Here is a 24,492-nt window from a genome sequence, read left to right on the forward strand (position 1 = left end):
GTTCAGTCCTGGGCGATGGTTCGGGCGTCGCCGAAGCCACGACGGGCGATCGACGCACGGGCGGTTTCGGCAGCGGCTCGGGTGGCGAATGGGCCTGCCTGAACCCGGTACAGCCTGCCCGCCGAACGCACAACGCCGTCGACCGATTTTGCGAGCGTGGCGGCGCGGGCAGCGTCGGACAGGGTGGCGACCTGAACAAACCAGCGGCCGCTGGCGACGATGGGCACTGTCTTTTTTGAGCGCTGCGGCTGTCGTGCTGGCGCGCTCGGCACGGGCTTCGGGGCCGGTGCGGCGATCGGGGCGGGCGCCGGAGCCATTTGCGGAACCGGTGCCGGCTGGGGCAGTCTGCGACGCAGCGCGGCGAGGAGCGGTGCGGGTGCGTCGAGGCGGTTGACCGCCGTGCCGCTCCGCACCGCCGCCTGTTCCGCCGGCGACGGCACCGCCGGGCGGATGCGGACGTTCGCCGTCGCGCCTGCGCCCAAGCCGAGCGTACGAGCGGTGCCTGCCGACAGGCGGCCGATTGCGTCGCCTGTCGACGCAGTATCGGCCTCGACCAGCGCGATGACCGTGCGCCCGCTATTCAGGTCGGTGACCTCGGCAAAGCTGCCGGTGGGTAGGGTCCGATGCGCTATGGTCAGCTTCGCCGCGTCGCTACCGATCGACACCGGCCCGACGTCGTCCAGCCGCTGCTCATGGACGACCGGCGGCGGTGGCTCCGCCCCGGCCTGCCCCAGGGTCGCCAGCAACAACACGGCCGCACCGACGCTCATCGGGCGATGGCATCGGCCAGCAGGCCGACCGACAGCGCGTAATAGTTTGAACAATTATAATCGAGGATCACCCGATAATTGCCGGTCAGCAGATAGGCGGTTTCCCCCGGCCCGTCGGGTTCGATCAGCGTCGCCTGGATCGTCGGGTCGACCTGCCGCCCGTCGTTCGGCACCACGCCCTGCGCCTGCCATTCGGCCAGCGTCCGCCACTGGCTATGCCGCTCGAACACGCGCGGGCAGCGCGGCGACAGCGACTTGGGCGTCAGGACCGACCGGTCGAACCCGGCCGGCACGCGCACCGCAAAGCCCCACGGCTGGCCCGGCCGCCAGCCGGCATCGACGAAATAATTGGCGATCGACGCCAGCGTGTCCGCCGGATTGGACCAAATGTTGGCTATCCCGTCGCCGTCACCATCGCGCGCCACCCGCAGATAGATGGACGGCAGGAATTGCGGATAGCCGAATGCGCCGGCCCAGCTTCCTTTCAACCGGTCGCGCGGGACGCCGCGGTCGATCATCTTCAGCGTCGCGATGAACTCCGGCTCGAACAGCGACCGCCGCCGCCCTTCATAGGCCAGCGTGGCCAGGCTGCGCGGCAGATCGAAATCGCCGGTATAGCTGCCGTAGTTGGTTTCATGACCCCAGATTGCGACCATGATCTCTTCGGGCACACCGGTCTGCCGCTCGATCGATGCCAGTTTCGGGCGCTGTGCGGCATAGGCGGCACGACCCCGGCTGATCCGCGCCGCATCGACATGCCGCATGCGATAGGGGGCGAAGCGCGACACGGTGGTGGTGTTCGACGATCCCGGCTGTTGCTGGTCGAGCTCGACGACGCGCGGATTGTAGGTCAGCGTCGGCAGCACGGCATCCAGTGTCGATTGCTGCACGCCCTGCGCCCGTGCGCGCACCGCGACCTCACGCAGATAGGCCTGAAACCCCTCCGCATCCTGCGCCGACGCCGAAGCCCCCGCCATCAGGCTGAGCACGACCGCCAACCCCGCCTTCGCCAAACGCATACACCGGCCTCCCGCTACCCGCCGGTATTGGCACAGCGTGCCACGCGGATGAACCCCCCGCGCGACAAAGGCTTGCACAAAGCCGCCTACCCGCTCTAGGCGCAGCGACGACGAGGGAAGAGTGTCCGAGTGGTTTAAGGAACCGGTCTTGAAAACCGGCGAGCGGGCAACCGTTCCGTGGGTTCGAATCCCACCTCTTCCGCCACCATGCCGAAATACCTATCTTTCTGTCGGAGGAGAACGTTATGGCCGACAGGATCAACATCGAACAAAATGCCGACCATGTAGGCGGCAAGTTCAAGTGGGAGCGCGAACCATCTTGCTGTGACAGGCTCAAGCTGGCAGTTGACGACGACCGTTTCATTTTCGTCAGCAATTTCGTGGACGGGGCAGAGGGTTCAAACACCTTCTACATGATGCCCGTCGACTCCGAGGGTTATCTCGTTCGAAGCAAGGGTGTTGTGATCGAGCACTGCCCTTGGTGCGGATCGAAGATCGACGGTCGCAAGCGGTATCCGAGGAAATAGTAGCAGCACCCCACGCCCGAGGGCGCAGGGTGCTGGCAGCGTCAGAGTCGGGAAAGTCGATACCCCCGCTGCTGGACCCGATGTTATGGCTCGGGGGTCGGTGTCCTTAACCCCGGCGCGGCAGGAAGATGAATTACCCCCGCGCTATCTCGTCATGAATATCTGTCTTCGTCGCCCCTGCATCCTTGCGCGCCGCTGCACAGCCGTAGGCGCAGCACGTCCTCCGAGAAAAATGGACGGCGGCACTTCATGCAGCGGTGCAAGCCCACCTTCCTGACCACGCGAAGCGGATCGTCGGCATCCATCACCGGCTCACGGCGCTTGCACCCGTCGAACGGCCAAGGGTCAGGCTCGATGATACCGATGGCCGCTGCCTGCCCGCGCATACGAAGCGGCACATGCAGCGCACCGGCTGGCTTCGGCGGTCGCGGTTTGGGCGCTGGTGCTGGCCGGGGCTGATCTTGCTGGCGCTGCCACCCTACCAGCCACGCGGGATCACCGTCAGCGAGCATGAGCCAGCACCCACACACCGCCCGCGTCCCACTCACGCAGAATGTCGAGGATCGGCAGGAACTCCCCTGCCAGCGTGCCCGCCTCCACCTCCGCGTATGCCGCGTCAGCGAAGGTGTCGAACGTACCGCACATGACCACGATCGGCGATGGTCGCGGCTTCCGAGCTGTCTCTATCCGCTTCACGCGGCGTTGGAGCGCCCGGAGCGACACTGTGGCTAGCCGCGAATCCGATCAGCCAGTGCCCTGAACGCCGGACTGCGCACGTCCATGGCGATCTGCACCGCTTCGATTGCGTCCCGCTCGTCCAGCACCTGCACATGGCGGCGGACGAGGGCACCGCGTAGCTCCCGCCCTTCCTCCGCTTGCAGACGCTGGCGCTCGGCCAAGGGAATATCAGCCTTCATCGTGGATCACCTTGAGTTGGCGCAGAACATCGAAGCACTCCGCGCGGATGGTAGGGTTGTCGCAGTCGCGCATGACGGTCGCGCAGGTCGTGGTCACAGCACGACGCATTGCGCCGCGCTCCTGATCGGTCATGGCGGCAACGGCATCGCAGATGGGCAGGAACCGCCCCGGCGCGAGCATGTCGTCGCCGTTGAAGGGAACGACGTGAAGCGGGTGCGCCATCTTGTCGGCCATGCTGACCGCCCAATCGACCGCAGCCTGATAGTCGCTGATGGGCTGGTATGGCAGGTGGCGCAGGACGCGGTTACCCGCCTCGTCGTACCCGATCCACGACACGCGCACGAACACATCGTCGTCGCCAATGGCGTGGGCGTGAACGCGGTTCCGCTGTGTGTTTATGATCGTCATGGCTGACCTCCATCGTGGGGGTGTGGGTCAATCTGCCCGCAGGCCGTTCGCATCGCCGACTTTTGCACGCGGCGCGCAAATTGTTCGGTTTTACCCTCGGGCATCGCGGGCCTCCTCAAGAGCCTCGATCCGAGCAGCCAGTTCCTCGGTGGCGCGCACGTCTGCCAGCCGGGCAATGCTGTCACAGATTAGTCGCCCAACATCGGCGGCGAGCTTACCTTCGCTTACGGCCTGCAACACTTGGGCGACCTGCTCGCTGATGGGAGCGGTCGGATCGAAGTCGAATGCCACCTTCTCGGCCTGCGCCTTCACGGAGGGCAGCACCTTGGCGAGTACAATGCTGGCAGCGTTCACGTCTCCTTCGAGCGCGCGACCGACGAGCATTTGCACAATGGCCTTTATCTCGTCCAACGCCGCCTGTGTGGCGAGCAGGCGCTTGTCGGGCAAGCCCGCCGGTCGCCCCTTCGGGTTCGGTGACGGACAGCCGGGTGTCCACGCGGGGTTGCCGGGGCCGCGCGGTTCAGCAGCAATGGGCGGAGGCGCAGGCTTCCAGTCCGTGCCCCAAGGGGGCTGGATTGCGGTCGTCATCGAACTACCTCAATTGATTAGAAGAACGGTCAGACCGGGATGGCGAAGGCTTCGTTGGACTCTTTCACCTGTTTGCGCACTTGCGCCGGGGTGATCGTCTTGAAGAGGACGGGTCGGCCATCGACCTTCGACGGTTCGTAGACCTTGATGTCCCCGACCGCTTCGGTCACCGCCTTGGTCAGCAGCTTGTATCGGTTGTTCAGCATTTCAGCCGCCGCCTTCATCGCGCGCAGCTTCTTTGCATCAACTGGGCGCTGGGCGTTGTGCCAGTCGTGCAGGAACTCGGCGTGCAGGTCGGGTTCGAGACCGGACAGGTACGGGCGACCGCCGAGTACCGCCGTGACCGTGGTGTCATCGCCTGCCTCGATAGCCTGCCGAAGCGCGTTCATGCGCGGACCCGGATCGAGGCTGCGGAAGTAGGACCGGATTTCCGATGCCATCGAAGCGGTGGCACGCTGCTCGACCGGCGCGTTCAGTTCGCCTTCCAGCTTCGTGATGTTGGCGTCCAGCGTATCGACCGTGCGTGACCACGAGCCATAGACCTTGCTCATCACCTTGGTGGCGTGCGAGTCGGTCGCAACTAGCCGGGCGGCGTCATTCCAAGTGGGGTTCTTCTCCGCCCCCGCTTTCGCATCGTGGATGGATTGGAGCGCCTTGAACGCCTCGTCTACCGCCGTCTCGGTCGCACCAAGCAACGGGCGGGTGTAGTCGTCGTAATCGGCAATCTCGCCAGTGATGCCGGGATGCAGCGTGGGCGAGATACGAACGTCAATAATATCGGACATTGGGGCCTCCCGTTCTCGGACAAGAATTACGGTAGGCTTATGGGTAGGAATGCTGCGCGAAGGTCCGCAAGCATTTATTATTCTATAACAATCGCTTAGGTCGGTTCAGGCGCTCACGGCCGCAAATACACTATTTGTCGGTCGTGACTTTTGGGCTTGAACTACAGCAACTTATGCGGCGCTGCGGGCCGTTACAGCGAGTGCGCTGGGTTGCCCCTACCTTGCAGGCGGCGGTGCGGCTTTCGTGCCCCCAGCCCCGGCGCCGCTGGCACCGTTGCGAACGCGCCGCCATATGGTATCGGTGAGGCATGGCTCACGCAGAAACCAAGCCCGTTGAGAAAAAGACTATCAAGGCGCATTGCCCGAAATGCGACGGTGAGCGCAATTGCACTCACCACGGTTCAATCTACAAAGCATGGGATTGGGAGGATAAGTATCACGGCCATTCGATGAATGGTGGTGTTGACCACTCCTTGCTAGAATGTCTCGGCTGCGAGACCGTCTTCTATCAAACGGAAAGCTGGAATAGCGAAGAGGTTGATCCGTACTACGACACCATGGGCGAGACTCAATACGAGGTATCTAAAGAGTTTTCGACCTACCCCAAGCCTGAAACTAAAACGAAGCCCGTCTGGTTCGATGCCATGCAGAAAAAAGATCCTCAACTGCATAACATCTTGAATCAGATGTATGTCGCTCTCGACAATAATGCTCATATTCTCACGGCCATCGTCCTGCGAACGGCGCTCGACCGCGCAACCGAATGCCTTGGTATCGACCCGGCCAAGACGTTCGATGAGAAGCTCAACGAACTACGCGATGGCGGTTGGATCGGCCAAACGGAGCGCGACATTCTCGGTGTCGTGACCGATGCGGGGAACGCTGCCGCGCATCGCGGATGGGAGCCTGACAGCCAGGAGATCACTCAATTGGTCTCTTCGATGGAAGTCTTTCTCCATCGCGCTTTTATCGTCGGGCAAGCGGCGTTGGGCATCAAAGGTAGCATACCGGCCAAGCCGAAGCGCCTGCCTGCGCCTATCACGCCACCGGCGGCACCACCCGCGACACTGTGAGTTGCATTAGCGCATTAGCACATTAGCGCCGCCCCTGTCCTTAGCCACACCAAGTTGCCGTGAATAGACCAAGGGTGGAGGCCTCTAGGCTAATGCACTAATGTTGTGTGTATTAAAGTGACTTTCCCGAGGATTTTCGCGGGTTTGCGGCATTAGCCCTCGCCCCGCTAAAGTACGCTAGAAATAGCATAGTTCTAGTCGCAGGTAACGGATGGGGACGCTAATGCAAGTGGCGGCATTAGCGTCCATCGTGGTCATACAGCGAGATTGAGCACTCGATATGCTTTGCCATGAAAACTGAAGAGATCGACTAGCTTGTCGTGCTTCACCTCCATGATTCGTCCATTCGCGATCGCGGTGGTGATAGCCATATCTAGCGCCGCCTTCGCCCCAAATCTGTGCTTCTCAAACGCCGCGACGCGCTGGGTCCGGGTCTGCAAATAGTTGCGCGGGACAATGCCGCTCTCACGCATCTGCTCCCCATTCGATAACCCCGAGGGCATCTTCGCGCCGGGACGCAAAAACTCTCGACATATATCAAGAACCTTAGCTTCACGTCCGCCGTCGCTGCCCTCGCCCACTTCACCCTGACGAATGCGCTTATCGAAAGCTGCAATGCCATGTCGCATCAGCATTACGGCCCACTCTGCCTGCGCGGCTGAAACAATGGGATTCAGGTGAGCCTCACCCACCGCGAGGAGCGCGGCAACCCGAAGCGCCTTGAGGTGCGCGCGGTTCCATAGTTGCCGAAGGTTCTCGTCGTCCCCGGCGTGATGGATCGCAGCATCACATTCATCCTCAAAGCGATCGAGCAGCGCCCGCGCTCCGTCACTGAATGCCACCTCCTGATATGCGTTGTTCGCCGCTGCTAATCCCGCATGACTAATGATTGGCACCAGCCGGTCGACAATAGGCTGGGGTGGCTGCTGAACGGGTGTAGGGTTCTTCGCCGGTCTTTCCCCGCTATATTCAATGACGCAGAACCGGGACATGAAGCCGTCACGCATCATAGCGTCGGTAATCGACTCGTAAATGGAGGCCATTGCGGACCTTCGGCGGCCTGTCGCATGGTGTGCATGTCACTGGTCCTTGGACGAGGATGCGGGACTCTCGGATGAGGCGGTCGGGTGAAGGCAAGCACCCGGCCGCTTTTCGCGACTGCGCTCTTACGCATTGCCAGGGTGGCTCAGGGTCGCGGCGCTGGTCGACGCGAACTTGCGCGCGGCCTTCCACGCTTCGATGTCGGCGGGGTCGTAGCAAACGCCCGATTGCTTGGATTCGCCCAGCTTGATGAAGCGCGGACCCTTGCCCTTGCAGCGCCAGAAGCGAAGCGTGGCTGGAGTCACGCCGATCATGGCGGCGGCGTCGTTGTGATTGATAACCTTGGGAGTCATAGCGGTGATTCCACGGCAAGCGATGTGCATTGCGCTGTGGTCAACAGCACCAGAAGAGCCGAACGCTCACTCTGGCAGTGGCCGGGGGACTAAGAGGGACTTTCACCCTCCCGCATATCCGGCGTCGTTTCCGGGTCTTCCCTCGTGGGCGCGAGCCGGGCTGCGGCCCCCGGATAGCCGGGGACAGCAACAGTGTTAGCACAGGCTAGGGAGCCAATGTTGGATAAAATGTTGGGTCGGCTGTCCCGATCGGGGAGCGCGTGCGGTCGGCAAGCCCGACGAGATTTTTTCTCTCTCTAAGCCGAGGTGGGGGCGATTTGGCCGGGGTCGGGCCGATCGTGCGATTTAGGCCGAAAAGGTCGAGTTTGACCGAACCGAGACGGCCTCTCGGCTAGAGGCTGGCGTGGGGCGCGATCGGCACCCCGCCGCCCCTACCCCGGCAGCGACCCCGGCCTCACCGCTGTAGCGGCGGCTGCGCGGCCCAGCGTGTGCGTCACGCGCGCTGCGCCAGCACCACCACGTTGGCGCCAGCCGCTTTCTTCGCTTCAAGGTCGAGGTGATCGCCGATCTTCTGAGCTTCCGGCTGGAGCCACTGGAGGTTGGTCGTGTCGAAGTAGTGCTCGGCGGACACGTCACGAGTGATGTGGTTCGTGAGCAGGTCGGTGCGGAACTTCTCGATCCGGCACTGGCGCAGCGCGACGTTCGTGTACGTCCGGCGCAGGGCGTGCGGGGTGATCGGCATACCGGCGACCACGCTCAGCTTCTTCATCAGGTCACGCGGGTCTTTGATATGACCCAGCTTGCCCCATGACGGGAACACGAACGGGTTGTCTTCGACCTTCGGGCGGGCTTTCAGCAGCTCCACCGCCTGCGTCGACAGCGGCATGGACACCGGGTTGCTGTTCTTAGGGTTCGGGAGGTGGAAGTACCCGTCATCCAGATGCACCTGGCTCCACTTGAGCGAAGACGCCTCGCTGATGCGCAGGCCCGTGAGCATCAGGAACCGGACAAGGTCGATGCTCGACATGGTGTCGCGGTTATGGGCGGTAGCGCGCCATTCCGTCAGCGCGTGCCAAGCGGCACCGACCTTGTTGTCCAGGATGCGGGCGGTGCGCGGCTTCAACCGCACCTTGTCGTCCCGCAGGATGCCAACGGGATTGTGGGCGATCAGAGGCGACCCGTCGGCCCGCTTATGCTGGCGACCGGCGTAGTTCAGCAGCGCCCCAAGGACCGAGAACGCCTGATTTGCTTGCCCCGGTGACCCGCCCTCACGATTACCACGCAGACCCTTCGTCAGCATCTCGCGATACCGGGTGCGGCACATATCCTCGGTGATGCTGACGACCGGCTTGTCCTTCCACGCTGCGAAGGTTGTGGCCACATGCCGCGTGATCGCCGCCTTGCTCGTCTCCTTCAGCTTACCTGGGCGCGCCACATACGCATCGCACACCGCCTGCAAACTGACCTGCATGGCGTCGCTTTGCTTCTTCATGTCGCGGGGGTCGTTTCCCATACGCAGCGAGCGCAGATGTTCGCGGGCAACGTCACGCGCCTGATCGACCGTGAAGACACCATACAGACCGATTGTGAGCCGCACCGGAGCGGTATCAGCGCTCGCGCGCGCCTGCGCGATAAACACCTTCTTGCCTGTCGGGGTGACGCGAACACCGAAGCCCTTCACCTCCGTATCCCAATAGAGAATGTCATTCGGACGTTCGCGAGCGTCCGCAACCGCCTTCCCGTCGATGTTCGTCTTTGTGAGCTTAAGTTGTGGCACGTCGCGTTCCTCGTAAGCACCCCGTAAGCAGCGGGGGCAAACGCACACTAACCTATGCCGCCGGTGCCCGCGACGAAAAACGTGTTATCTCAGTGCCTTGGCTACTTGTGCCAACATGCGCAAACCTCTGTAAACACGATTTGCGATAAACTTGAAAACCGGCGAGCGGGCAACCGTTCCGTGGGTTCGAATCCCACCTCTTCCGCCAGAGCTGATTTCGCCGACGTTCGCGATCGTTCTCCTGCTTTCTCTTAAGTCCCGGGAAAATACGGCCTATTATTGCGTATGTATTGCCGAGTGCGCGCAACGCTTCGTCGAAATGCGCCTGACGCCATGGGCAAATGGGCATGAAACAGATGGTATTTTGCGGCTAAAAGCTGTTTTGGAAACGGGCGGCAGATCAGGCAAGACCTTTAACGATCACATACGCGTTGGATTCCCTGACGAAGTAAGCGGTTGACCGGCAGTTAGCGCAATTCGGAGAACGTCGGCAAAGCTTTCGGCGTGTAGTTTGTCCATGATGTGCGCCCGATGTGCCTCAACCGTACGTGCCGAAATTCCGAGAGACCGGGCGATCGCCTTATTCGCCGATCCATCCACTAGCGCGACAAGGACTTGGCGCTCCCGCTCGCTGAGGCTGTCGAGCAGTTGTGTCGCGCGCCGTGCTTCGTTCGTTCTGTCGAACTTTCGGAATGCCGACTCGACTGCTTCTATCAGTCGAGCACCGTAGAAAGGCTTTTCGACGAAATCGACCGCGCCGTTTTGCATCGCCTCCACCGCGATCCGCACGTCGCCGTGACCGGTCAGGAAGATGACGGGCCAATCGAACGATTCGTCCACGAGACGACGCTGCATCTCCAGCCCGTCCATCTCCGGCATCCGAATGTCCAGCATCAGGCAACCTGGTGCCGCATTCATCCTTGTGGCCAGGAATGTCGCACCGGATGGATAAGACACGACATCGATATCGTAGGTCGACAGGAGAAGGGCAACCGATTGACGGACAGCCTCGTCGTCGTCGATCAGATGGATCGTGCGTTGCTTCGTCACGATTTGCCTACCGGTGGGGCCGTGGGCAAGGTGAAGTGGAAGGCGCTGCCCGCTATCGCACCAGGCTCTGCCCAAATGCGACCGCCATGCGCCTCCACGATCGTGCGGGATATGGACAGGCCAAGTCCAAGGCCATCGGGCTTGGTGGTTTCGAAGGCTTCGAACAGACGCGGTATCTGATCGGACCGCAGGCCCGACCCGGTGTCGATGACCGAAATTCGGATCATCTCCCCGTCCAGCCGGGTAGCAATGGTCAAGTCGGCGATCGCCGCCCCGCCCATCGCATCGACGGCATTTCGGATCAGATTGACCAGAACCTGCTGCACCTGCACCCGATCGGCGAAGATTTGGGCGGCAGCGGGGTCGAACCGATAAAATGTGCGGACACCGCATTCGCGTGTACCGGTCAGTGCGAGGCGGCTGGCATCCTCGATCAAGGGCACCAGTGGTTCGACATGCCTCTCGTTTTCGCCACGCGCGACGAACGTGCGCAGCCGGCGGACAATATCCCCTGCCCGCACCGCTTCCCGGCCGGCGGCATCCATCGCCTCCCCCACCAGCGCGCCATCGCGGGCCTGTTCAGGAATGAGGCGATATGCCGCGGCGAGATAGGCTGCGATGGCCGTGAGCGGCTGGTTCAGTTCATGGGCCAGCGTGGATGCCATGGTGCCCATCGCGCTCAGCCGCGATACATGGATCAGCTCGTCCTGCAATTCACGGACGCGCAGTTCTGCCCGCTGCTTGTCGGACAGGTCGCGGATAAAGCCGGTAAAAATCCGCCCGCTTCCGCTTTTCGCCTCACCGACAGACAGCTCCATGGGAAATTCGCTGCCGTCCTTGCGCCGTGCGACGACGATGCGTCCGTTGCCGATAACCCGTTGCTGGCCGGTCCTGAGATAGCGGGAGATATAGGCGTCGTGTCGCGCACGGTGATCCAGCGGCATCAGGACATTGACGTTGCTGCCGACAACCTCGCGCTCACAATAGCCGAACAGCCGCTCCGCCGCGGCGCTGAATGATTGGATCCGGCCGCGGGCGTCCATGACGACCATGGCGTCGGGTACGGTAGCAAGGACCGAACGCATATGCGCCTCGCTTTCCGCAAGCTTGCGTTCGGCCGCCTTACGGTCGCTGATGTCGAAGATGCTGTAGCCAAAGCCTTGCGGCCGACGATCCACACCGGGGATTGGCGTGATGGTCACATCGGCATCGAACATTCCGTGATCGATCCGCTGGCAGCACGTTTCAAACCGAACCGTCGCGAACTCCATTGCGCGCTCATCATGCTGGCGCGGCTGCCCCGCGTAGCCGCGCAGCAGGGTCACAATATCGCGACCTAACAGGTCTTGCGGGTCGTATCCGAACAGGCGCTCCGCACCGTTGTTGGAGAACAATATCTTGCCATCCAGGTCGGTCAGCAGCACCGCACGATCCGCGACATTGGCTGCAAACAATGCCAACGCCTCGCGCGTGTCCGGATCGGCCGACAACGTGCCCGTGGGAGGTTTTGCGGGGGCGAACATCGCCGTTGGCAGGGCAAGGAACGCCATCAACCCTGCATCCTGCAACAAAGATCATGCGGAACCCGCGGCGCGACCTCGTGATTGCGCGACACCATCGATACCCCGCCTCTCCCCTGCAAACCGGTCGTGTTTGCCACGATCCCTCCTCCGCATAACAATCGATATCATCTCCGTGATGCCGTCGCTATTCGTATAATCCCGAGGACCTTACTCAAAAGGACCTTCGATCCGATTAACGGTCAGTGCGCGCTGGTCCGGACCAGGCGGTAGGGCGGATTTCCCTCTGCTTCGACCATCAGCGTAGCGGTCCACCGCTCGCCAGCCTGCAGTCGCACGCGGGAGATGATCTGGCGTTCGCCATACAGCGTCGCCGAACCGGCATGGCGGGTATAAGACTGACCCTCGACGACCAGCGAATAGCGGACCCGCTTCAGTTCGGGCGCGCTGCCCGCGACGATCAGCGTGGTCGTTGGCCCATCGCCGATGACGTCCAGAACCAAGGGGCGTGTCGTGATGTGCATCCCGTCCTTCTCCTTCCCAACAGGGCCTATGCAGATCAATCCGACCAGCAGCGCGAAGAGACCGTTCATGGTCGTCCCCCGTCCGGTTCGCTATCGCCTGGGGTCGGTGTCGGCGGCGGAGCGGGTGGCGCAGTGTGCCCGTCGAACAGGCGCTCGGCGCCGGGCGAGGTCGCCAGGAACCGCGCCAGCGCTTCGGGGCCGATTTCCTTCGCGACAAGTTCCGGCGTCGGTTGCTGCCCCCGCTGTCGCAGCGACTGCCATGTATGCATCACTTCTGCCTGCAGGGCGCGGTCGGGATCGACCGGCGGCGCTTCCAGTTCGGCTTCGGGCGCGGCTTCGTTCGGGCCGATTTCGAGCAGCGGCGGCAATTGGCTGACCTCTGTCGACCGGCGCTCGACCCCGATCGCTCCAACCCGCGTATCGGCGGTGGGTCGCGCAATCTGCGCCATGCCGGTTCGTTCGCTGCCACCTTGGCGCTCACCGATCTGCCCGGCGGCTTCCGTCTGCCGCTGCGCCGCGCGGTGGACCGCCTGCGCACATGCGGTTGCCGCGATCGCGGAGGATAGCAGCACCATCGGCATGATCCTGGCCCGCGCGTTCATTGGGTTTGCGTCACGCTGATCTGCGCACCGCCCATCTGATCGATTGCGATACCCAGCAGATTGCCGATCTGCGTTACGATCGCGTCGTTGCCGACGCCCCGTTGCGATATGCTCGCCTGGTTCGCGTCGCCGATCTGGGTCAGGCTGACGCTGCTGGCGCTGCCATCCTGCCACAGCAGCGCGACATTGGCCGCCCCCTGTTGCTGGAGGGTCGCATTATGCCCGATCCCGTCGGCCATCTGGTGCAGGGTCGCTTCGTTGCTGCTGCCCTGCATCGTCACCAGCGCGGTATTGCCGTCGGAAACCGCACCGCCCTGGTAGACCGTCAGCCGGTTGTCGACGCCGTTCAGCCGGGCATCGAGCGATGCCAAATCCCGTTGCCGCGCAATCAACCGCTGTTCAGCACCGTCCATCGCGATGTCGATCGTGCCAGCGGCTTCGGCCTGATCGACGCGAGCTTCGTTGCTCGTGCCGCCCTGTCGGATGGTCGTGGTCGATTGCGCGCCAGCCGTCGCGGGCAGCAACAGGATGGCGGTCAAGCCGAGGCAGAGGTGGTTCCGCATGACATTGCTCCCAAACAGAGAAACCCGGCCCGGACGACAGGGGGATGGCATTCCGGGCCGGGCCCCGCTCACTGCACCACGGTCGCCAGGTTCGACGATCCGCTCTGCAGGACGGTGGACATATCGTTGTTCGACGTCTGGGTCACGAAGGCGGCGTTGCCGGTGCCGCTCTGGTTGACGCTCGACGCGTTGCCCGAACCCGACTGGATCACCAGCGCATATTGGCCGGTACCTGCCTGGGTGACGTCGGAATCATTGTCGTCGCCATATTGGGCAACGCCGGCATAGCTGTGCGATCCGGTCTGCAGGATCGACGAGTCATTGTCGTCGCCGCTCTGGACGTTGACCGCGACATGGTTGTCGCCGTCCTGATCGATCGACGACATGCCATCGTCGCCGCTCTGATAGATCGCTGCCGAATAATTCTCGGTCGGCGGGCTGTCTTCGCGCTGGATGATATTGGCCGTGTTGCGATTGCCGGTCTGCAAGGCAAGCGCATCGCTGTCCTCGCCGCGCTGTTCGATCGTCGCGTCGTTATTATTGCCCGACAACTGCCACACATAGGCGACCGAGCGGTTGCCATAGTTGCGGACCAGCGCGTCGCCGTTGTTGCCGTTCTGCAGCACTTCGGCATAGCCCGAATTGGCGCGCTGATAGACGTCCGAGTTGTTGTTGTTGCCCGCCTGGCTGACATAGGCTGCCGAATCGATCGGCCGGACGCCGCCCGGAGCGGTCTGATTGACCAGCGACGTGTTGCCATCGCCCGACTGACGCACGGTGGCCAACACGTCGGTGCCGGCCTGGATCACGTCCGACATATTGCCGTCGCCCGACTGTGCCACGTCGGCGACGTCGGTCGTGCCGCTCTGCAGAACGGTCGAACCGTTCTGCACGCCGGACTGTGCAACGATGGCGGTATCGGTATCGCCCAGCTGCGCAACCGTGCTGTCATTCTGCCGGCCGGGCTGGGTCACGGTCGCGCTGTGGTTGCCGGCGCCCGCCTGTGTGATGCTGCTCGCATTGCCCCAGCTCGAATCGCTTAGCGCGGCGGTAGCATCCCCCTGCGCCACGTTGGCGTCGTTGTTGCTGCTCGTCTGGTCGATGGTCGAGCTGTTCTCGTCATCGACCTGGGTGACATAGGCAGTGTTCGCGTTGCCGAGCTGGTTGATGGTCGACGCGTTCGGATTGTAGCTGAGCGTCGTGATCTGCGTCACGCCAGCCACATTGTCGCTGCCGGACTGGGTGATCGTTGAGTCGCTGGCGGGCGGGATCGATCCGGTGGAGAAGTTCGAACCGTCGTCGCTTTGCGTCACTCCGGCGGTGTTGCGCGCACCCGACTGATTGACGACGGACGCGGCACCGGCACCCGATCCCAGCTGATCGACATTCGCGGTATTGCTGACGTTGGTCTGCGTCACACTGCTGGTCGACTGCGCAAACGCACCCGACGAGATGGTGAGAGCAAGCGCCGAAGCGGCGCCGAGCAGGATGGTTTTCACGTCTTCTCTCCCGTTTTTGCGGGCGTCGATGATCGCCGCCCTGTTCTGTGCCGGATGAATGAACCATCACGCCTCCGGCATGGCGCGACCGACGGGACATCGCGGGGAAACAGGCGTGGCGAACCGCATGACGGGGCTTGCAGCCAAAGGGGCAAGCGCGCATGGTGTCCGGGTGAGCCTGGTCTCACGCCAGCTCGGTTCCCGTAACCGAACTGATCCGGACCCGCCGGTGTCGAGACGCCAATCCTTAGCGCCGACGGGTCCGTCGATTTCTTTCGTATCCTGGCCGATAAGCTACATATCCTTGGCCGTCCTCGCCGCCGGCTCGGCGTTGCCACTGGGATGGAAAGGTGCCGGCGGCGAAGATCGTTGTGGCGGTAATGTCATCGGGCGGGGTACCGCGTTGGCGGCGAGGCGTGCCGCCGCCGTGCGCTGCGCGACAAGCTGCGTGCTGGTGCAGGAGCCGTCGACCGGCACGCCCCTCGGCCCGGTAGGCAGCACGACCTTGTCCGCAGGGATATTGTCGCGTTCGGCGTAATAGCGGCGCAGCACCCCCTGGGCATAATCGGGCGTCGTGTTCAGGCACCACAGGTTCATCGTGGCGCCCTCGACGATCAGGCCATAGACCGCCGTCTCGATCGCCGATTGCAGTGCCAGTGCATCGGGCTCGTTATAAGCGATCCCCGCCTCCAGCTCGAGCAGGTCCTTGAACGCGACATAGCGAAAGGCGTTGGCGTTGATGCCGACCGACGCGATCGATTTGCGCACACTGATATTGGTCAGCACCTCGCCCGTCCGCACGCTGATCGCACGCAGATAGATGGTGACGGTATCTTCACGGTACTGCGTACTGCCGCCGATGCCGAGGAATCGCGCGCCAGAACCGCCCGACTTGGTGTTGCTGTCATAGCCGATGATCCCACCCTCCAGCAGCACGCCCGCGAACAGCAGCGGCGGCAACGCCTGGGGATTGACCTTCTTCTCGCCCAGATAGGCCGCGCGCATTTCGCGGATCACCGCCCGTTCGCGCAGCAGGTTGTCGAGCTTCTCGCGCTCGATCACCGTAAACCAGCTGTTGTTACCGGCCTCCTGCAGTGCTTTGATGAGGATCGAGGTCGATCCCTGCGTCACGGCGCGCGACAGCGTCTGGACGTTATCGCTCGTCTTGAACTGTCCGGTCTGGTCGACGAAGTTGTAGACCGCGACCGACACCCGCTCGCCCGCCGGGGGGAGGAGACCCAGCTGCTTCGTCGCCGGTGTCGGCCGGGTCGCCTGGGCCGGCTCCCACACCGCCTGGTTGTGCACGGCGCAACCGCCGGTCGACCAGGCCAGCGCCGCCAGCGCCAGACCCCGCATCCCGTTGCCCCGGCGCATCAGAAACCACCATCGGTCAGCAACGGCACGACAATCTCGGTCACACTGCCGTCCGACAGGTTGGTGATCGTGAGCGTCACCGAGTCGAGCCCTCGGACGAACGAAATCTCCTGGTCGCCGAATTTGATGAGGCCGCTATCTTTCGCGTTCTCGCCAAATATCAGATTCGTGATCTGCGTGGAGAGCGAGGAAAGCAGCCGACTTTGCAGCGTCCGGACGAACTGGTCCGCCGGACTATTTTTGGAATCAGTTACCGGGTCTTTGTACTTGTTTTGTGCGGATGCGATACCGAGCAAGTGGGCGGAGTTGAACGGACTTCCTCCAAAGGACGGATTGATCGGCGTGTAAACGATGTCCGAAGCGAACGCCGGCGCAATTGCAAAAAAACTACACGCAAAGGAAATGGAGATTTTCAGCCTAGTCATACAGCCTCCCCTCGCTGAAACCTTCGTACATCGACGAAGATTTCACCAATCGATCTAATTTTTATGGGCAGGATCTCCTGCGGATCTTGATCGTTATTTACCCATAATTAACGATTCGCCATATGCGTAGGATTACGTAGCAGCTGATTGGTGTCTCACCTTGGCACGGGATGCGAGGCTCAAGAATCACTGATTGATCCAGACGATGACGGTAGCATCGAGGGCGATGGCGGACATTATGGTGCGGGGGCACCGGTCATAGCGGGTGTAGATGTGTCGCCAGTCTTTGAGACATCCGAACATGGTGTCGATCCTGTGGCGACGCCGGTAAAGGGCGGTGGCAAGGGGGATCGGCACCTTGCGGCACTTGCTTGACGGCATGCAGGGGCGGTGTCTCGCTCGGCGAGCAGTACTAAAGCGGGCGGCATCGCCTCGACTATGAAGGCTGCCCCCTTGTAGTCTTTGACCTGTCCGTCCCCGGAGCGACATGACGCGGGGGCGTCCAAGATTTTCGCAGATGGCGTGCAGCCAGGAGTTCAGGGCGCCCCCGGGTGCGTCCGATACATCGGGGAAGACGCCATTTTAGAGCAGGCTGGCTGCCGCGGGGTGCGCCTTCAGATGCGTGTTCCGGTGGGCCGCGCTCTCACCAAGTTGACCCAGAAGCCGACGCTAAGTGACCGTTGTCCGCTTCCCAACTTCCGCCATTCGTTCATCGCGCCGAATGCGGGGCATATGCTCAGGATCGCGTCATAAGCGTCAACGGAAAGGGACCGGTACCCGCCCGTCCGAAAACCGACCGTTTATTCTGGTGAACAAACAACGTCCTCTGCGGCCTGAAACCGGTAGTTTCTTTGCAGCTGGCCTTATTCGGTACCCGTGATTGCCAGCAACGCGAAGCTGGCGAGCCAGTGTTCGCCCATATAGTCTCCGGCCACCTGGTCGAGTGCGACGGCAAGGTGATCGTCGGCAGCGGTCGCCAGCACCTGCCCCGCCGCGCCGCCCACCGCCGGCGCGATGGCCCGCATCGCCCAGGCGCGACTGAGGTTCAGCCCGTCGAGATGCGCGATCCGCCCGTCGCTGCGGTCGCTTACCCGCGCGGGGGTCAGCAGCGAGGAAGGCTCGCCATCGGATAGCCGGGGAAGGAAATCCGCGAACCAGGCAGCGAAGGCGTCCGCGGGCAGCAGGCGTTGCATCGCCATCGCCTCCATCAGCACCGGCGACAGGAAATCTTCGCCGCTCGGCTCCCACGCCTGTGCGGCACGATCGGCGCCGAACCAGTGCTGCGCGCGTTCCGCCATCCCCTGCCGCAAGTCGGCGTCGCCGACGACCCGTGCGTATCGCTCGGCCAGCACCAATGCGAAGGCGGTGTTGGCATGGGTGCCGGCCCGCACCGGATAGGTCATTAGCGGCAGATGCGACCGCCATCGATCCGCAAAGGCGTCGGCCAGCGGGCGCAGCGTCGCCCCGTGCGGGCTCTCCGCGACGACCAGCTCGCTGTGCAGCATCAGCAGCCATGCCCAGCCATAGGGTCGTTCGAACCCCCGCGACGTCGGCTGGTCGAGATATGCGCATTCCGCCGCGACCTTGCCCACGGTAAAGGCATCGGCGAACAGCGCGTCGATCGCCGCGACCTCCGCCAGATCGGGGTATAGCCGCCGAATACGCGTGAGCAGCCAATAGCCATGCACGCAACTGTGCCAGTCGAAGCTGCCAAAGAAGATCGGATGCACCCGGCGGGGCAGATACGCATCGTCATCGCCGTTCATCACGTGATCCGCCTTGTGCGGATATTCGCGCGTCACATGGCCGAGCGCGATCCGGGCAAGCGCTGCTGCGTCATTGGGGGTCATGGAACCAGTCCTCCGGGAAAAGCGCACAAGGTGAGCACCGCGATGTTGAATGCCAGCAGGATAAGCGCGGTCGGCCACTGCACGCGGATGACGCCGAACCGGTCGCGCAGTTCGAGGACGGCGGCCGGGACCATGTTGAAGTTGGCTGCCATCGGCGTCATCAGCGTACCACAGAACCCCGACAACATGCCGAGCGCAGCGACGATCGCCGGATCACCGCCAAACTGGCGAATGACGATCGGCAGGCCGATCCCGGCGGTCATGATCGGAAAGGCGGCAAAGGCATTGCCCATCACCATCGTGAACAGCGCCATGCCGACACAGTAGGCGATGGTGGCGACGAGCGGCGTGTCGAGCGCGACGAGGCCGACCACCCCGTCCGCCACCACCCTGCCCACGCCGGCCAGCGCGAAGACACCGCCCAGCGCCGCCAGCATCTGCGGCAGCACCATCGCCCACCCGATCGCATCGACCAGCCGCCGCGCCTCTGCCACCGGCGCGGAACGCGGCGGACGGGTGAGGTACATGGCGAGCAGCAGCGCGACGACCGCACCGGCGGTCAGCGCGACCAGCGTCACCTGCTTCGGCTCGATCGCGGCAAACTCTGCGATGCGTCCGTCGCCGATCGACAGCGTCCCGGCCAGCGTCACCGCCGGTATCGCCAGCGCGGGCACGAACAGCCAGTTGCCGAGGCGCGATCCCTGCCCGGCCTGTGCTGGTGCATCGCTGCCGGCGGGCGGCGACGGGCGGAGTCCCCGGGTTGCCAGCCCGACCATGACGAGGACGAGGCAACCGTTCAGCAGGTCCGGCAACCATGGCCCGGCCCCGAGCAGGACGGCGAACACACCCCAGAAGCCGGTGTTGCGCCACCGCGTCGGCTCGGTTCGATCGAGCGCATGATGGGCCGCGACCGCCGCCGGTAGAGTCGCCGCCGCGATGCCCAGCGCATCCAGCCCGATCACGCGCGACGCTTCAGGCGGCGGTCGAGCAGCAGCAGCCGCACACCATGGATGACGAACGCGGCGATCGCGGTCGGGATCGCCCAGACCGCCACGTCGAGCGGCGCGACCGTCACCCCGTCCTGTTCGAGGATCGCGCGGATCAGCAGGATCGATCCGATCGCGATGAACACGTCCTCGCCGAAGAACACGCCGATATTGTCGACGGCGGCGGCGTGCGCGCGGATATGATCGCGCGTTTCGGGATCGAGCCGACGATGTTCGTCGCGCTCCTCCGCCCCCTCGGCCATCGGCGCGACGATCGGGCGCACCATCTGCACGTGACCGCCGAGGGAGATCAGGCCCAGCGCGGCCGTAATCTGGCGCAGCGCGAGATAGCCGAGCAGCACCCGGCCCGTCGTCGCCCGCCGCAACCCCTGGACGATCACACGCGCCCTGCGCCGCAGCCCGGCCCGTTCCAGCAAGCCGATCGTCGGCAGCGCGAGGAACGGGATCGCAAGGAAACGCGCGTCGACGAACGCCTTGCCGATCATCGCCACGACCTCGACCGGGCCATGGCCCGCTGCCGCCGCACTGGCCAACGCGGCGACGGTGACGACGAGCAGCGGGTTCACGCCCAGCGCGAAGCCGATGATGATGATCGCGATCCCCGACAGGACCAGCATGCCCTATCCTCCTACAAGGTCGCGGCGGCGCGAGCCGCCTGGTTATACTGGCCCGACAGGCGGCGCAGCAGGTCCGCGGCTTCGGACAGATGCGGGTCGGCAGGTCCGTCGGCGACGACGACGCTGGCAAGCACCCGCTCCCGAATGTCGCGATACCGCGCGCAGAACTCGCGCCCGGCATCGGTCGCGGCCACGAGTTTTTCCTTGCCCGCACGGTGGGTCGCGACCAGTCCGCCGCGCGCCAGCTTGCGGATGGCGTAGGTGACGAGGTGCGTATCCTCGATATCGAGGACGAGGGTAATATCCGCGATCCGCTTCGCCCGGTCGCGATGGCGGACGGTGTGCAGGATCAGCACTTCCAGCGGCGACAGCGCATGTCCGGCCGCTGCGGCACAACGCGCGATCCACCGCTGATAGGCCGCCGCGGCGAGCGTCAGGCTGAATTCCAGCTCCGACAGCGCCGGCGCCGATCCATCGGCCAGATGCGCCGATGATACGATGGCGCACTTGTCCCCTGCCATGTCGACGTCCCCCTGTTGTCGGCGGAGGGTTGCGCCAGTGCGTAAATCTGTCAATCCAGTACTAACATTCGTTGATAATTTATCGACGATTCGTCTTTCAGGAGCGGTGCACGTGGCAGGATGGTCTTTCTGGATCGATCGGGGCGGCACCTTTACCGATGTCGTCGCCCGCGCGCCTGACGGATCGCTGCAAACTGCCAAGCTGTTGAGCGAGAACCCCGAACGCTATGCCGATGCGGCGATCGCGGGCATCCGCATGATTCTGGCGCTTGGCGACGACGCGCCGCTGCCGGTGGAGCGCATCGACGCGGTGAAGATGGGGACGACCGTCGCGACGAACGCCCTGCTGGAGCGCAAGGGCGCGCGGACGCTGCTGGTGGTCGATCGCGGTTTTGCCGACCTGCTGGTGATCGGTGACCAGACCCGGCCACGGTTGTTCGACCTGGCCATTCATCGCCCCGCGCCGCTGTACGACGATGTCATCGAGATTGGCGGACGGGTCGATCGCGACGGTGTCGTTGTTACACCGCTCGACGAAGCCGAAACACGCGCCCTGCTTGCCGCCAAGCGTGCAGAAGGCCTTGAGGCGGTGGCGATCGTGCTTGCCCATGGCTGGGCGCATTCGTCGATCGAGGCGCGGGTTGCCGACCTCGCCCGCCAAGCGGGCTTTGCGCAGGTGTCGGCGAGCCACGCGGTCAGCCCGCTGATCGGGCTGGTGGCGCGCGGGCGGACGACGGTGGTCGATGCCTATCTGTCGCCGGTGCTGCGGCGCTATGTCGACCTGGTTGCAGGCGCGCTCGGCCCGGTCCCGCTGCAATTCATGCAGTCGAGCGGCGGACTGGCCGATGCGCAGGCGTTTCAGGGCAAGGATGCGATCCTGTCCGGTCCCGCCGGTGGCGTCGTGGCGGCGGCCCGGACCGCCGAAGCCGCCGGGTTCGACCGGGTGATCGGGTTCGACATGGGTGGCACCTCCACCGACGTCGTACTGTATGCCGGTCGGTTCGAACGGCAGCTCGACGCCGAGGTCGCCGGGGTCGAGATGCGCGTGCCGATGATGGCGATCGAAACGATCGCCGCCGGCGGCGGCTCGATCCTCCACTATGACGGGGCACGGTTCCGCGTCGGCCCCGACAGTGCGGGCGCCTGCCCTGGCCCTGCCTGCTATCGACGGGGCGGGCCGCTGACCGTGACCGACGCCAACATATTGGTCGGCAAGGTTCAGCCTGCCTATTTTCCCGCCGTGTTCGGGCCAAACGGCGACGCACCGCTCGATAGCGAGGCGGCGCGGCTTGGCTTTGCCGCGCTGGCCGCCGCGATCGGCGGGGAAGATCCGCGCATCGTCGCGGAGGGGTTTCTGGAAGTCGCGGTCGCGCAGATGGCCGCCGCGATCAAGCGCGTTGCGCTGGAACGCGGTCAGGACGTCACCACTTTCGCGCTGCAATGTTTCGGCGGTGCGGGCGGCCAACACGCCTGTCGTGTCGCCGAGACACTGGGGATGCGCACCGTCCTGATCCATCCCTTTGCCGGCGTGCTGTCGGCCTATGGCATGGGGTTGGCCGACAAGGTCGCGATCCGCCAGCGTTCGGTCGAGCTTCCGCTGGGCGCGCCGCTGGATGATCTTGTCGCCATGCTTGGCGCGGAGGCGGAGCAGGAAGTCGGCCCGGGGGGCCGGCAGGTGGCGACCGTGTACCTGCGCTATGCCGGCACCGATACCGCGCTGGCCGTCGACCGGGCCGATGTTGCTGCGATGCGTACTGCGTTCGAGGCTGCCCATCGCGCCCGGTTCGGCTTTATCAGCCCGGATCGCGCCATCGTCATCGAGAGCGTGGTGGTCGAGGCGGTCGTCGCGGGCGAACCGGTCACACCCCCGCCCCTGCCCCCGCGGGACGGCGGACTGCCCGCGCCGCTCGATCATGTCACCGTCTGGACCGCTGGGGCTGAGCATCGCACGCCGGTGCATGACCGCGCAGGCCTGCGCCCCGGTGACCGCATTATTGGCCCGGCACTGATCCGGGAAGCGATCGCGACGACGATGGTCGAGCCAGGCTGGACGGTCTCGGTGGGCGATGGCGGCGAACTGTTGATGCGTCACCACGGCGCGGCGGCGCAGGAGGCGATCGACCCTGTCGCCGTCGATCCGGTCCAGCTCGAACTGTTCAACACCCGCTTCATGGGGATCGCCGAACGGATGGGCGTCGTGCTGCGCAATACCGCGAGCAGCGTGAACATGAAGGAGCGGCTCGATTTCTCCTGCGCGCTGTTCGACGCGGAGGGACGGTTGATCGCCAATGCGCCGCATGTCCCGGTGCATTTGGGCGCGATGGGCGAGAGCGTGCGCACCATCCTTGCCAGCCGCGGCGCGACGCTGAAGCCCGGCGATGTCGTCGCGCTCAACAACCCGTTCAACGGCGGCACCCATCTGCCCGACGTAACCGTCATCGCCCCGGTGTTCGACGAAACCGGCCGCGACATCCGCTTCTTCGTCGCCAATCGCGGCCATCATGCCGATATTGGCGGCCTGACCCCCGGATCGACCCCGCCCAATTCGCATACGCTGGAAGAGGAAGGCGTGGTGATCGACGACTTCCTGCTGGTCGATGCCGGCGACTTGCAGGAGGAGGCGTTCCGCGCCCTGCTGTCGCAGGCCCGCTACCCGGCGCGCAGCCCCGACACGAACCTCGCCGATATCAAGGCGCAGCTCGCGGCCAATGCGACCGGCATTGCCGAACTGACCGCGCTGGTCGCCGCCAGCGGCTGGCCGGTGGTGCGGGCCTATATGGGGCATGTCATGACCCATGCCGAGCAAAGCATTCGCCGCGTCCTCACCCGGCTATCGGACGGAGCCTTCGACTATGTCATGGACGACGGCACACCGCTCCGGGTCCGTGTGACGATCGACCGCGGGGCGCGTGCCGCAACGATCGATTTCACCGGTACCGGCGCGGCGAGCACCGGCAACTTCAACGCGCCGCCCGCCGTCACCCGCGCGGTCGTCCTCTATGCCTTTCGCTGTCTGGTGGGCGAAGACCTGCCGCTCAACGAAGGCTGTCTCCTCCCCCTGACCATCGTCATCGAGGACGGTTCCTTCCTGTCGCCTCCGCCCGGCAGCGCGGTGGTGGCGGGCAATACCGAAGTGAGCCAGGCCGTGTGCAACGCGCTCCTGGGAGCTTTGGGAGCATCGGCGGCAGCGCAGGGAACGATGAACAACTTCCTGTTCGGTAACGACCGGTACCAGTATTACGAGACGATCTGCGGCGGCACGGGCGCCGGTGCCCACTTCGCAGGTACTTCTGCCGTACACAGCCACATGACCAATACGCGGATCACCGACCCCGAAATTCTCGAGCATCGCTATCCCGTGCGGCTCGACCGGTTTGCGATCCGTCGTGGTTCGGGCGGGGGCGGCGCTCGACCGGGTGGTGACGGCGTGATCCGCGCGATCACCGCGCTGGAGGCGATGACGGCCACCATCGTCGCCTCCCGCCGTACGATCGCCCCGTTCGGCTTGGCCGGCGGGGCCGATGGCGCGGCCGGCACGCAACGTGTCGAGGGACAGGATGGCAGCATCCGGCACCTGACGGGGGTCGATCAGGTCGAACTCGCGCCTGGTGATTGCTTCGTCATCGAAACGCCGGGCGGCGGCGGCTACGGCGTGCCCTGAGGGCCGTGCATATCGGTCGG

At 64.1% G+C, this 24,492-nt stretch carries 26 protein-coding genes and 1 tRNA gene; 5 read left to right on the forward strand and 22 right to left on the reverse strand.

Going from position 1 to position 24,492, the window contains the following annotated elements:
- Positions 1-2 precede the first annotated feature (2 nt).
- On the reverse strand, positions 3-770 hold the full coding sequence (locus tag ASE58_RS10300) for an SPOR domain-containing protein (RefSeq protein WP_055820662.1): 768 nt from the start codon (positions 768-770) through the stop codon (positions 3-5).
- Positions 767-1,789, reverse strand: a complete 1,023-nt coding sequence (locus ASE58_RS10305; RefSeq protein WP_055820665.1) for a lytic murein transglycosylase — start codon at positions 1,787-1,789, stop codon at positions 767-769. The genes ASE58_RS10300 and ASE58_RS10305 overlap by 4 nt, the downstream gene beginning before the upstream one ends.
- Positions 1,790-1,904: 115 nt before the next feature.
- Between ASE58_RS10305 and ASE58_RS10310 the strand changes: the two genes are divergently transcribed.
- Both ASE58_RS10310 and ASE58_RS17530 read left to right on the forward strand, forming a co-directional pair.
- A tRNA-Ser gene (locus ASE58_RS10310) sits at positions 1,905-1,994 on the forward strand.
- A 40-nt stretch (positions 1,995-2,034) separates the two neighbouring features.
- A complete protein-coding gene (locus tag ASE58_RS17530; protein ID WP_082467878.1) occupies positions 2,035-2,316 on the forward strand; it encodes a hypothetical protein in 282 nt (93 codons plus the stop codon).
- Positions 2,317-2,817: 501 nt separating this feature from the next.
- Here the strand turns inward: ASE58_RS17530 and ASE58_RS17915 are convergent.
- The 5 genes from ASE58_RS17915 to ASE58_RS10335 form a co-directional block, all read right to left on the reverse strand.
- Positions 2,818-2,961 carry a hypothetical protein gene (locus ASE58_RS17915; protein ID WP_156347688.1) on the reverse strand — a complete coding sequence of 48 codons (144 nt, stop codon included), beginning with the start codon at positions 2,959-2,961 and terminating at the stop codon, positions 2,818-2,820.
- Positions 2,962-3,044: 83 nt separating this feature from the next.
- Positions 3,045-3,233: a hypothetical protein gene (locus ASE58_RS10320; RefSeq protein WP_055820671.1), complete on the reverse strand. Its 189-nt coding sequence runs from the start codon at positions 3,231-3,233 to the stop codon at positions 3,045-3,047.
- Positions 3,223-3,642 carry a hypothetical protein gene (locus ASE58_RS10325; RefSeq protein ID WP_055820674.1) on the reverse strand — a complete coding sequence of 140 codons (420 nt, stop codon included), beginning with the start codon at positions 3,640-3,642 and terminating at the stop codon, positions 3,223-3,225. The genes ASE58_RS10320 and ASE58_RS10325 overlap by 11 nt, the downstream gene beginning before the upstream one ends.
- Before the next feature lie 90 nt (positions 3,643-3,732).
- Positions 3,733-4,230, reverse strand: coding sequence for a DUF5681 domain-containing protein (locus ASE58_RS10330; protein ID WP_235513565.1), 498 nt, complete (start codon positions 4,228-4,230; stop codon positions 3,733-3,735).
- A gap of 29 nt (positions 4,231-4,259) precedes the next feature.
- A complete protein-coding gene (locus tag ASE58_RS10335; protein ID WP_055820677.1) occupies positions 4,260-5,015 on the reverse strand; it encodes a hypothetical protein in 756 nt (251 codons plus the stop codon).
- A 308-nt stretch (positions 5,016-5,323) separates the two neighbouring features.
- Here ASE58_RS10335 and ASE58_RS10340 point away from each other — a divergent pair, with 308 nt between their 5' ends.
- Complete coding sequence (locus tag ASE58_RS10340) at positions 5,324-6,088, forward strand: DUF4145 domain-containing protein (protein WP_082467880.1); 765 nt, start codon at positions 5,324-5,326, stop codon at positions 6,086-6,088.
- 254 nt (positions 6,089-6,342) lie between these two features.
- On the opposite strand, the gene ASE58_RS10345 is transcribed toward ASE58_RS10340, so the two are convergent.
- From ASE58_RS10345 to ASE58_RS10355, 3 genes are all read right to left on the reverse strand, one after another.
- Complete coding sequence (locus tag ASE58_RS10345; RefSeq protein WP_055820683.1) at positions 6,343-7,131, reverse strand: DUF3987 domain-containing protein; 789 nt, start codon at positions 7,129-7,131, stop codon at positions 6,343-6,345.
- A 123-nt stretch (positions 7,132-7,254) separates the two neighbouring features.
- The gene (locus tag ASE58_RS10350; RefSeq protein WP_055820685.1) at positions 7,255-7,482 is read right to left on the reverse strand and encodes a helix-turn-helix transcriptional regulator; all 228 of its coding nucleotides are present in this window, start codon (positions 7,480-7,482) and stop codon (positions 7,255-7,257) included.
- Between the two features lie 493 nt (positions 7,483-7,975).
- A complete protein-coding gene (locus ASE58_RS10355) occupies positions 7,976-9,259 on the reverse strand; it encodes a tyrosine-type recombinase/integrase (protein ID WP_055820688.1) in 1,284 nt (427 codons plus the stop codon).
- 151 nt (positions 9,260-9,410) lie between these two features.
- Here ASE58_RS10355 and ASE58_RS17920 point away from each other — a divergent pair, with 151 nt between their 5' ends.
- Positions 9,411-9,719, forward strand: coding sequence for a hypothetical protein (locus ASE58_RS17920; protein ID WP_156347689.1), 309 nt, complete (start codon positions 9,411-9,413; stop codon positions 9,717-9,719).
- Here ASE58_RS17920 and ASE58_RS10360 read toward each other — a convergent pair.
- The 12 genes from ASE58_RS10360 to ASE58_RS10420 form a co-directional block, all read right to left on the reverse strand.
- On the reverse strand, positions 9,680-10,309 hold the full coding sequence (locus ASE58_RS10360; protein ID WP_055820692.1) for a response regulator transcription factor: 630 nt from the start codon (positions 10,307-10,309) through the stop codon (positions 9,680-9,682). The genes ASE58_RS17920 and ASE58_RS10360 overlap by 40 nt on opposite strands.
- Positions 10,306-11,859 (reverse strand): PAS domain-containing sensor histidine kinase, encoded by a 1,554-nt coding sequence (locus ASE58_RS10365; RefSeq protein WP_235513566.1) that lies wholly within the window; start codon positions 11,857-11,859, stop codon positions 10,306-10,308. The genes ASE58_RS10360 and ASE58_RS10365 overlap by 4 nt, the downstream gene beginning before the upstream one ends.
- 212 nt (positions 11,860-12,071) lie before the next feature.
- A complete protein-coding gene (locus ASE58_RS10370) occupies positions 12,072-12,422 on the reverse strand; it encodes a hypothetical protein (protein ID WP_055820695.1) in 351 nt (116 codons plus the stop codon).
- On the reverse strand, positions 12,419-12,928 hold the full coding sequence (locus ASE58_RS10375; RefSeq protein ID WP_156347690.1) for a hypothetical protein: 510 nt from the start codon (positions 12,926-12,928) through the stop codon (positions 12,419-12,421). The genes ASE58_RS10370 and ASE58_RS10375 overlap by 4 nt, the downstream gene beginning before the upstream one ends.
- Before the next feature lie 23 nt (positions 12,929-12,951).
- Positions 12,952-13,518, reverse strand: coding sequence for a hypothetical protein (locus tag ASE58_RS10380; RefSeq protein WP_055820702.1), 567 nt, complete (start codon positions 13,516-13,518; stop codon positions 12,952-12,954).
- 68 nt (positions 13,519-13,586) lie between these two features.
- Positions 13,587-15,017 (reverse strand): hypothetical protein, encoded by a 1,431-nt coding sequence (locus ASE58_RS10385; protein ID WP_055820704.1) that lies wholly within the window; start codon positions 15,015-15,017, stop codon positions 13,587-13,589.
- Positions 15,018-15,311: 294 nt separating this feature from the next.
- Positions 15,312-16,391, reverse strand: a complete 1,080-nt coding sequence (locus ASE58_RS10390; protein ID WP_055820706.1) for a CsgG/HfaB family protein — start codon at positions 16,389-16,391, stop codon at positions 15,312-15,314.
- Positions 16,391-16,816: a curli assembly protein CsgF gene (locus ASE58_RS10395; RefSeq protein WP_055820709.1), complete on the reverse strand. Its 426-nt coding sequence runs from the start codon at positions 16,814-16,816 to the stop codon at positions 16,391-16,393. The genes ASE58_RS10390 and ASE58_RS10395 overlap by 1 nt, the downstream gene beginning before the upstream one ends.
- An 863-nt stretch (positions 16,817-17,679) precedes the next feature.
- Entirely contained in the window at positions 17,680-18,666 is a 987-nt protein-coding gene (locus ASE58_RS10405; protein WP_055820711.1) for a DUF2891 domain-containing protein, read from the reverse strand.
- Positions 18,663-19,628: a DUF979 domain-containing protein gene (locus ASE58_RS10410; RefSeq protein WP_055820715.1), complete on the reverse strand. Its 966-nt coding sequence runs from the start codon at positions 19,626-19,628 to the stop codon at positions 18,663-18,665. The genes ASE58_RS10405 and ASE58_RS10410 overlap by 4 nt, the downstream gene beginning before the upstream one ends.
- Positions 19,625-20,290: a DUF969 domain-containing protein gene (locus ASE58_RS10415; protein WP_055820718.1), complete on the reverse strand. Its 666-nt coding sequence runs from the start codon at positions 20,288-20,290 to the stop codon at positions 19,625-19,627. Before ASE58_RS10415 ends, ASE58_RS10410 begins: the two co-directional genes overlap by 4 nt.
- 11 nt (positions 20,291-20,301) lie before the next feature.
- Complete coding sequence (locus tag ASE58_RS10420; RefSeq protein ID WP_055820721.1) at positions 20,302-20,811, reverse strand: winged helix DNA-binding protein; 510 nt, start codon at positions 20,809-20,811, stop codon at positions 20,302-20,304.
- Between the two features lie 112 nt (positions 20,812-20,923).
- Here ASE58_RS10420 and ASE58_RS10425 point away from each other — a divergent pair, with 112 nt between their 5' ends.
- Positions 20,924-24,472 (forward strand): hydantoinase B/oxoprolinase family protein, encoded by a 3,549-nt coding sequence (locus ASE58_RS10425; protein WP_235513568.1) that lies wholly within the window; start codon positions 20,924-20,926, stop codon positions 24,470-24,472.
- Positions 24,473-24,492: the final 20 nt, after the last annotated feature.

The organism is Sphingomonas sp. Leaf9 (genome assembly GCF_001421355.1).
Taxonomy (GTDB): Bacteria; Pseudomonadota; Alphaproteobacteria; order Sphingomonadales; family Sphingomonadaceae; genus Sphingomonas.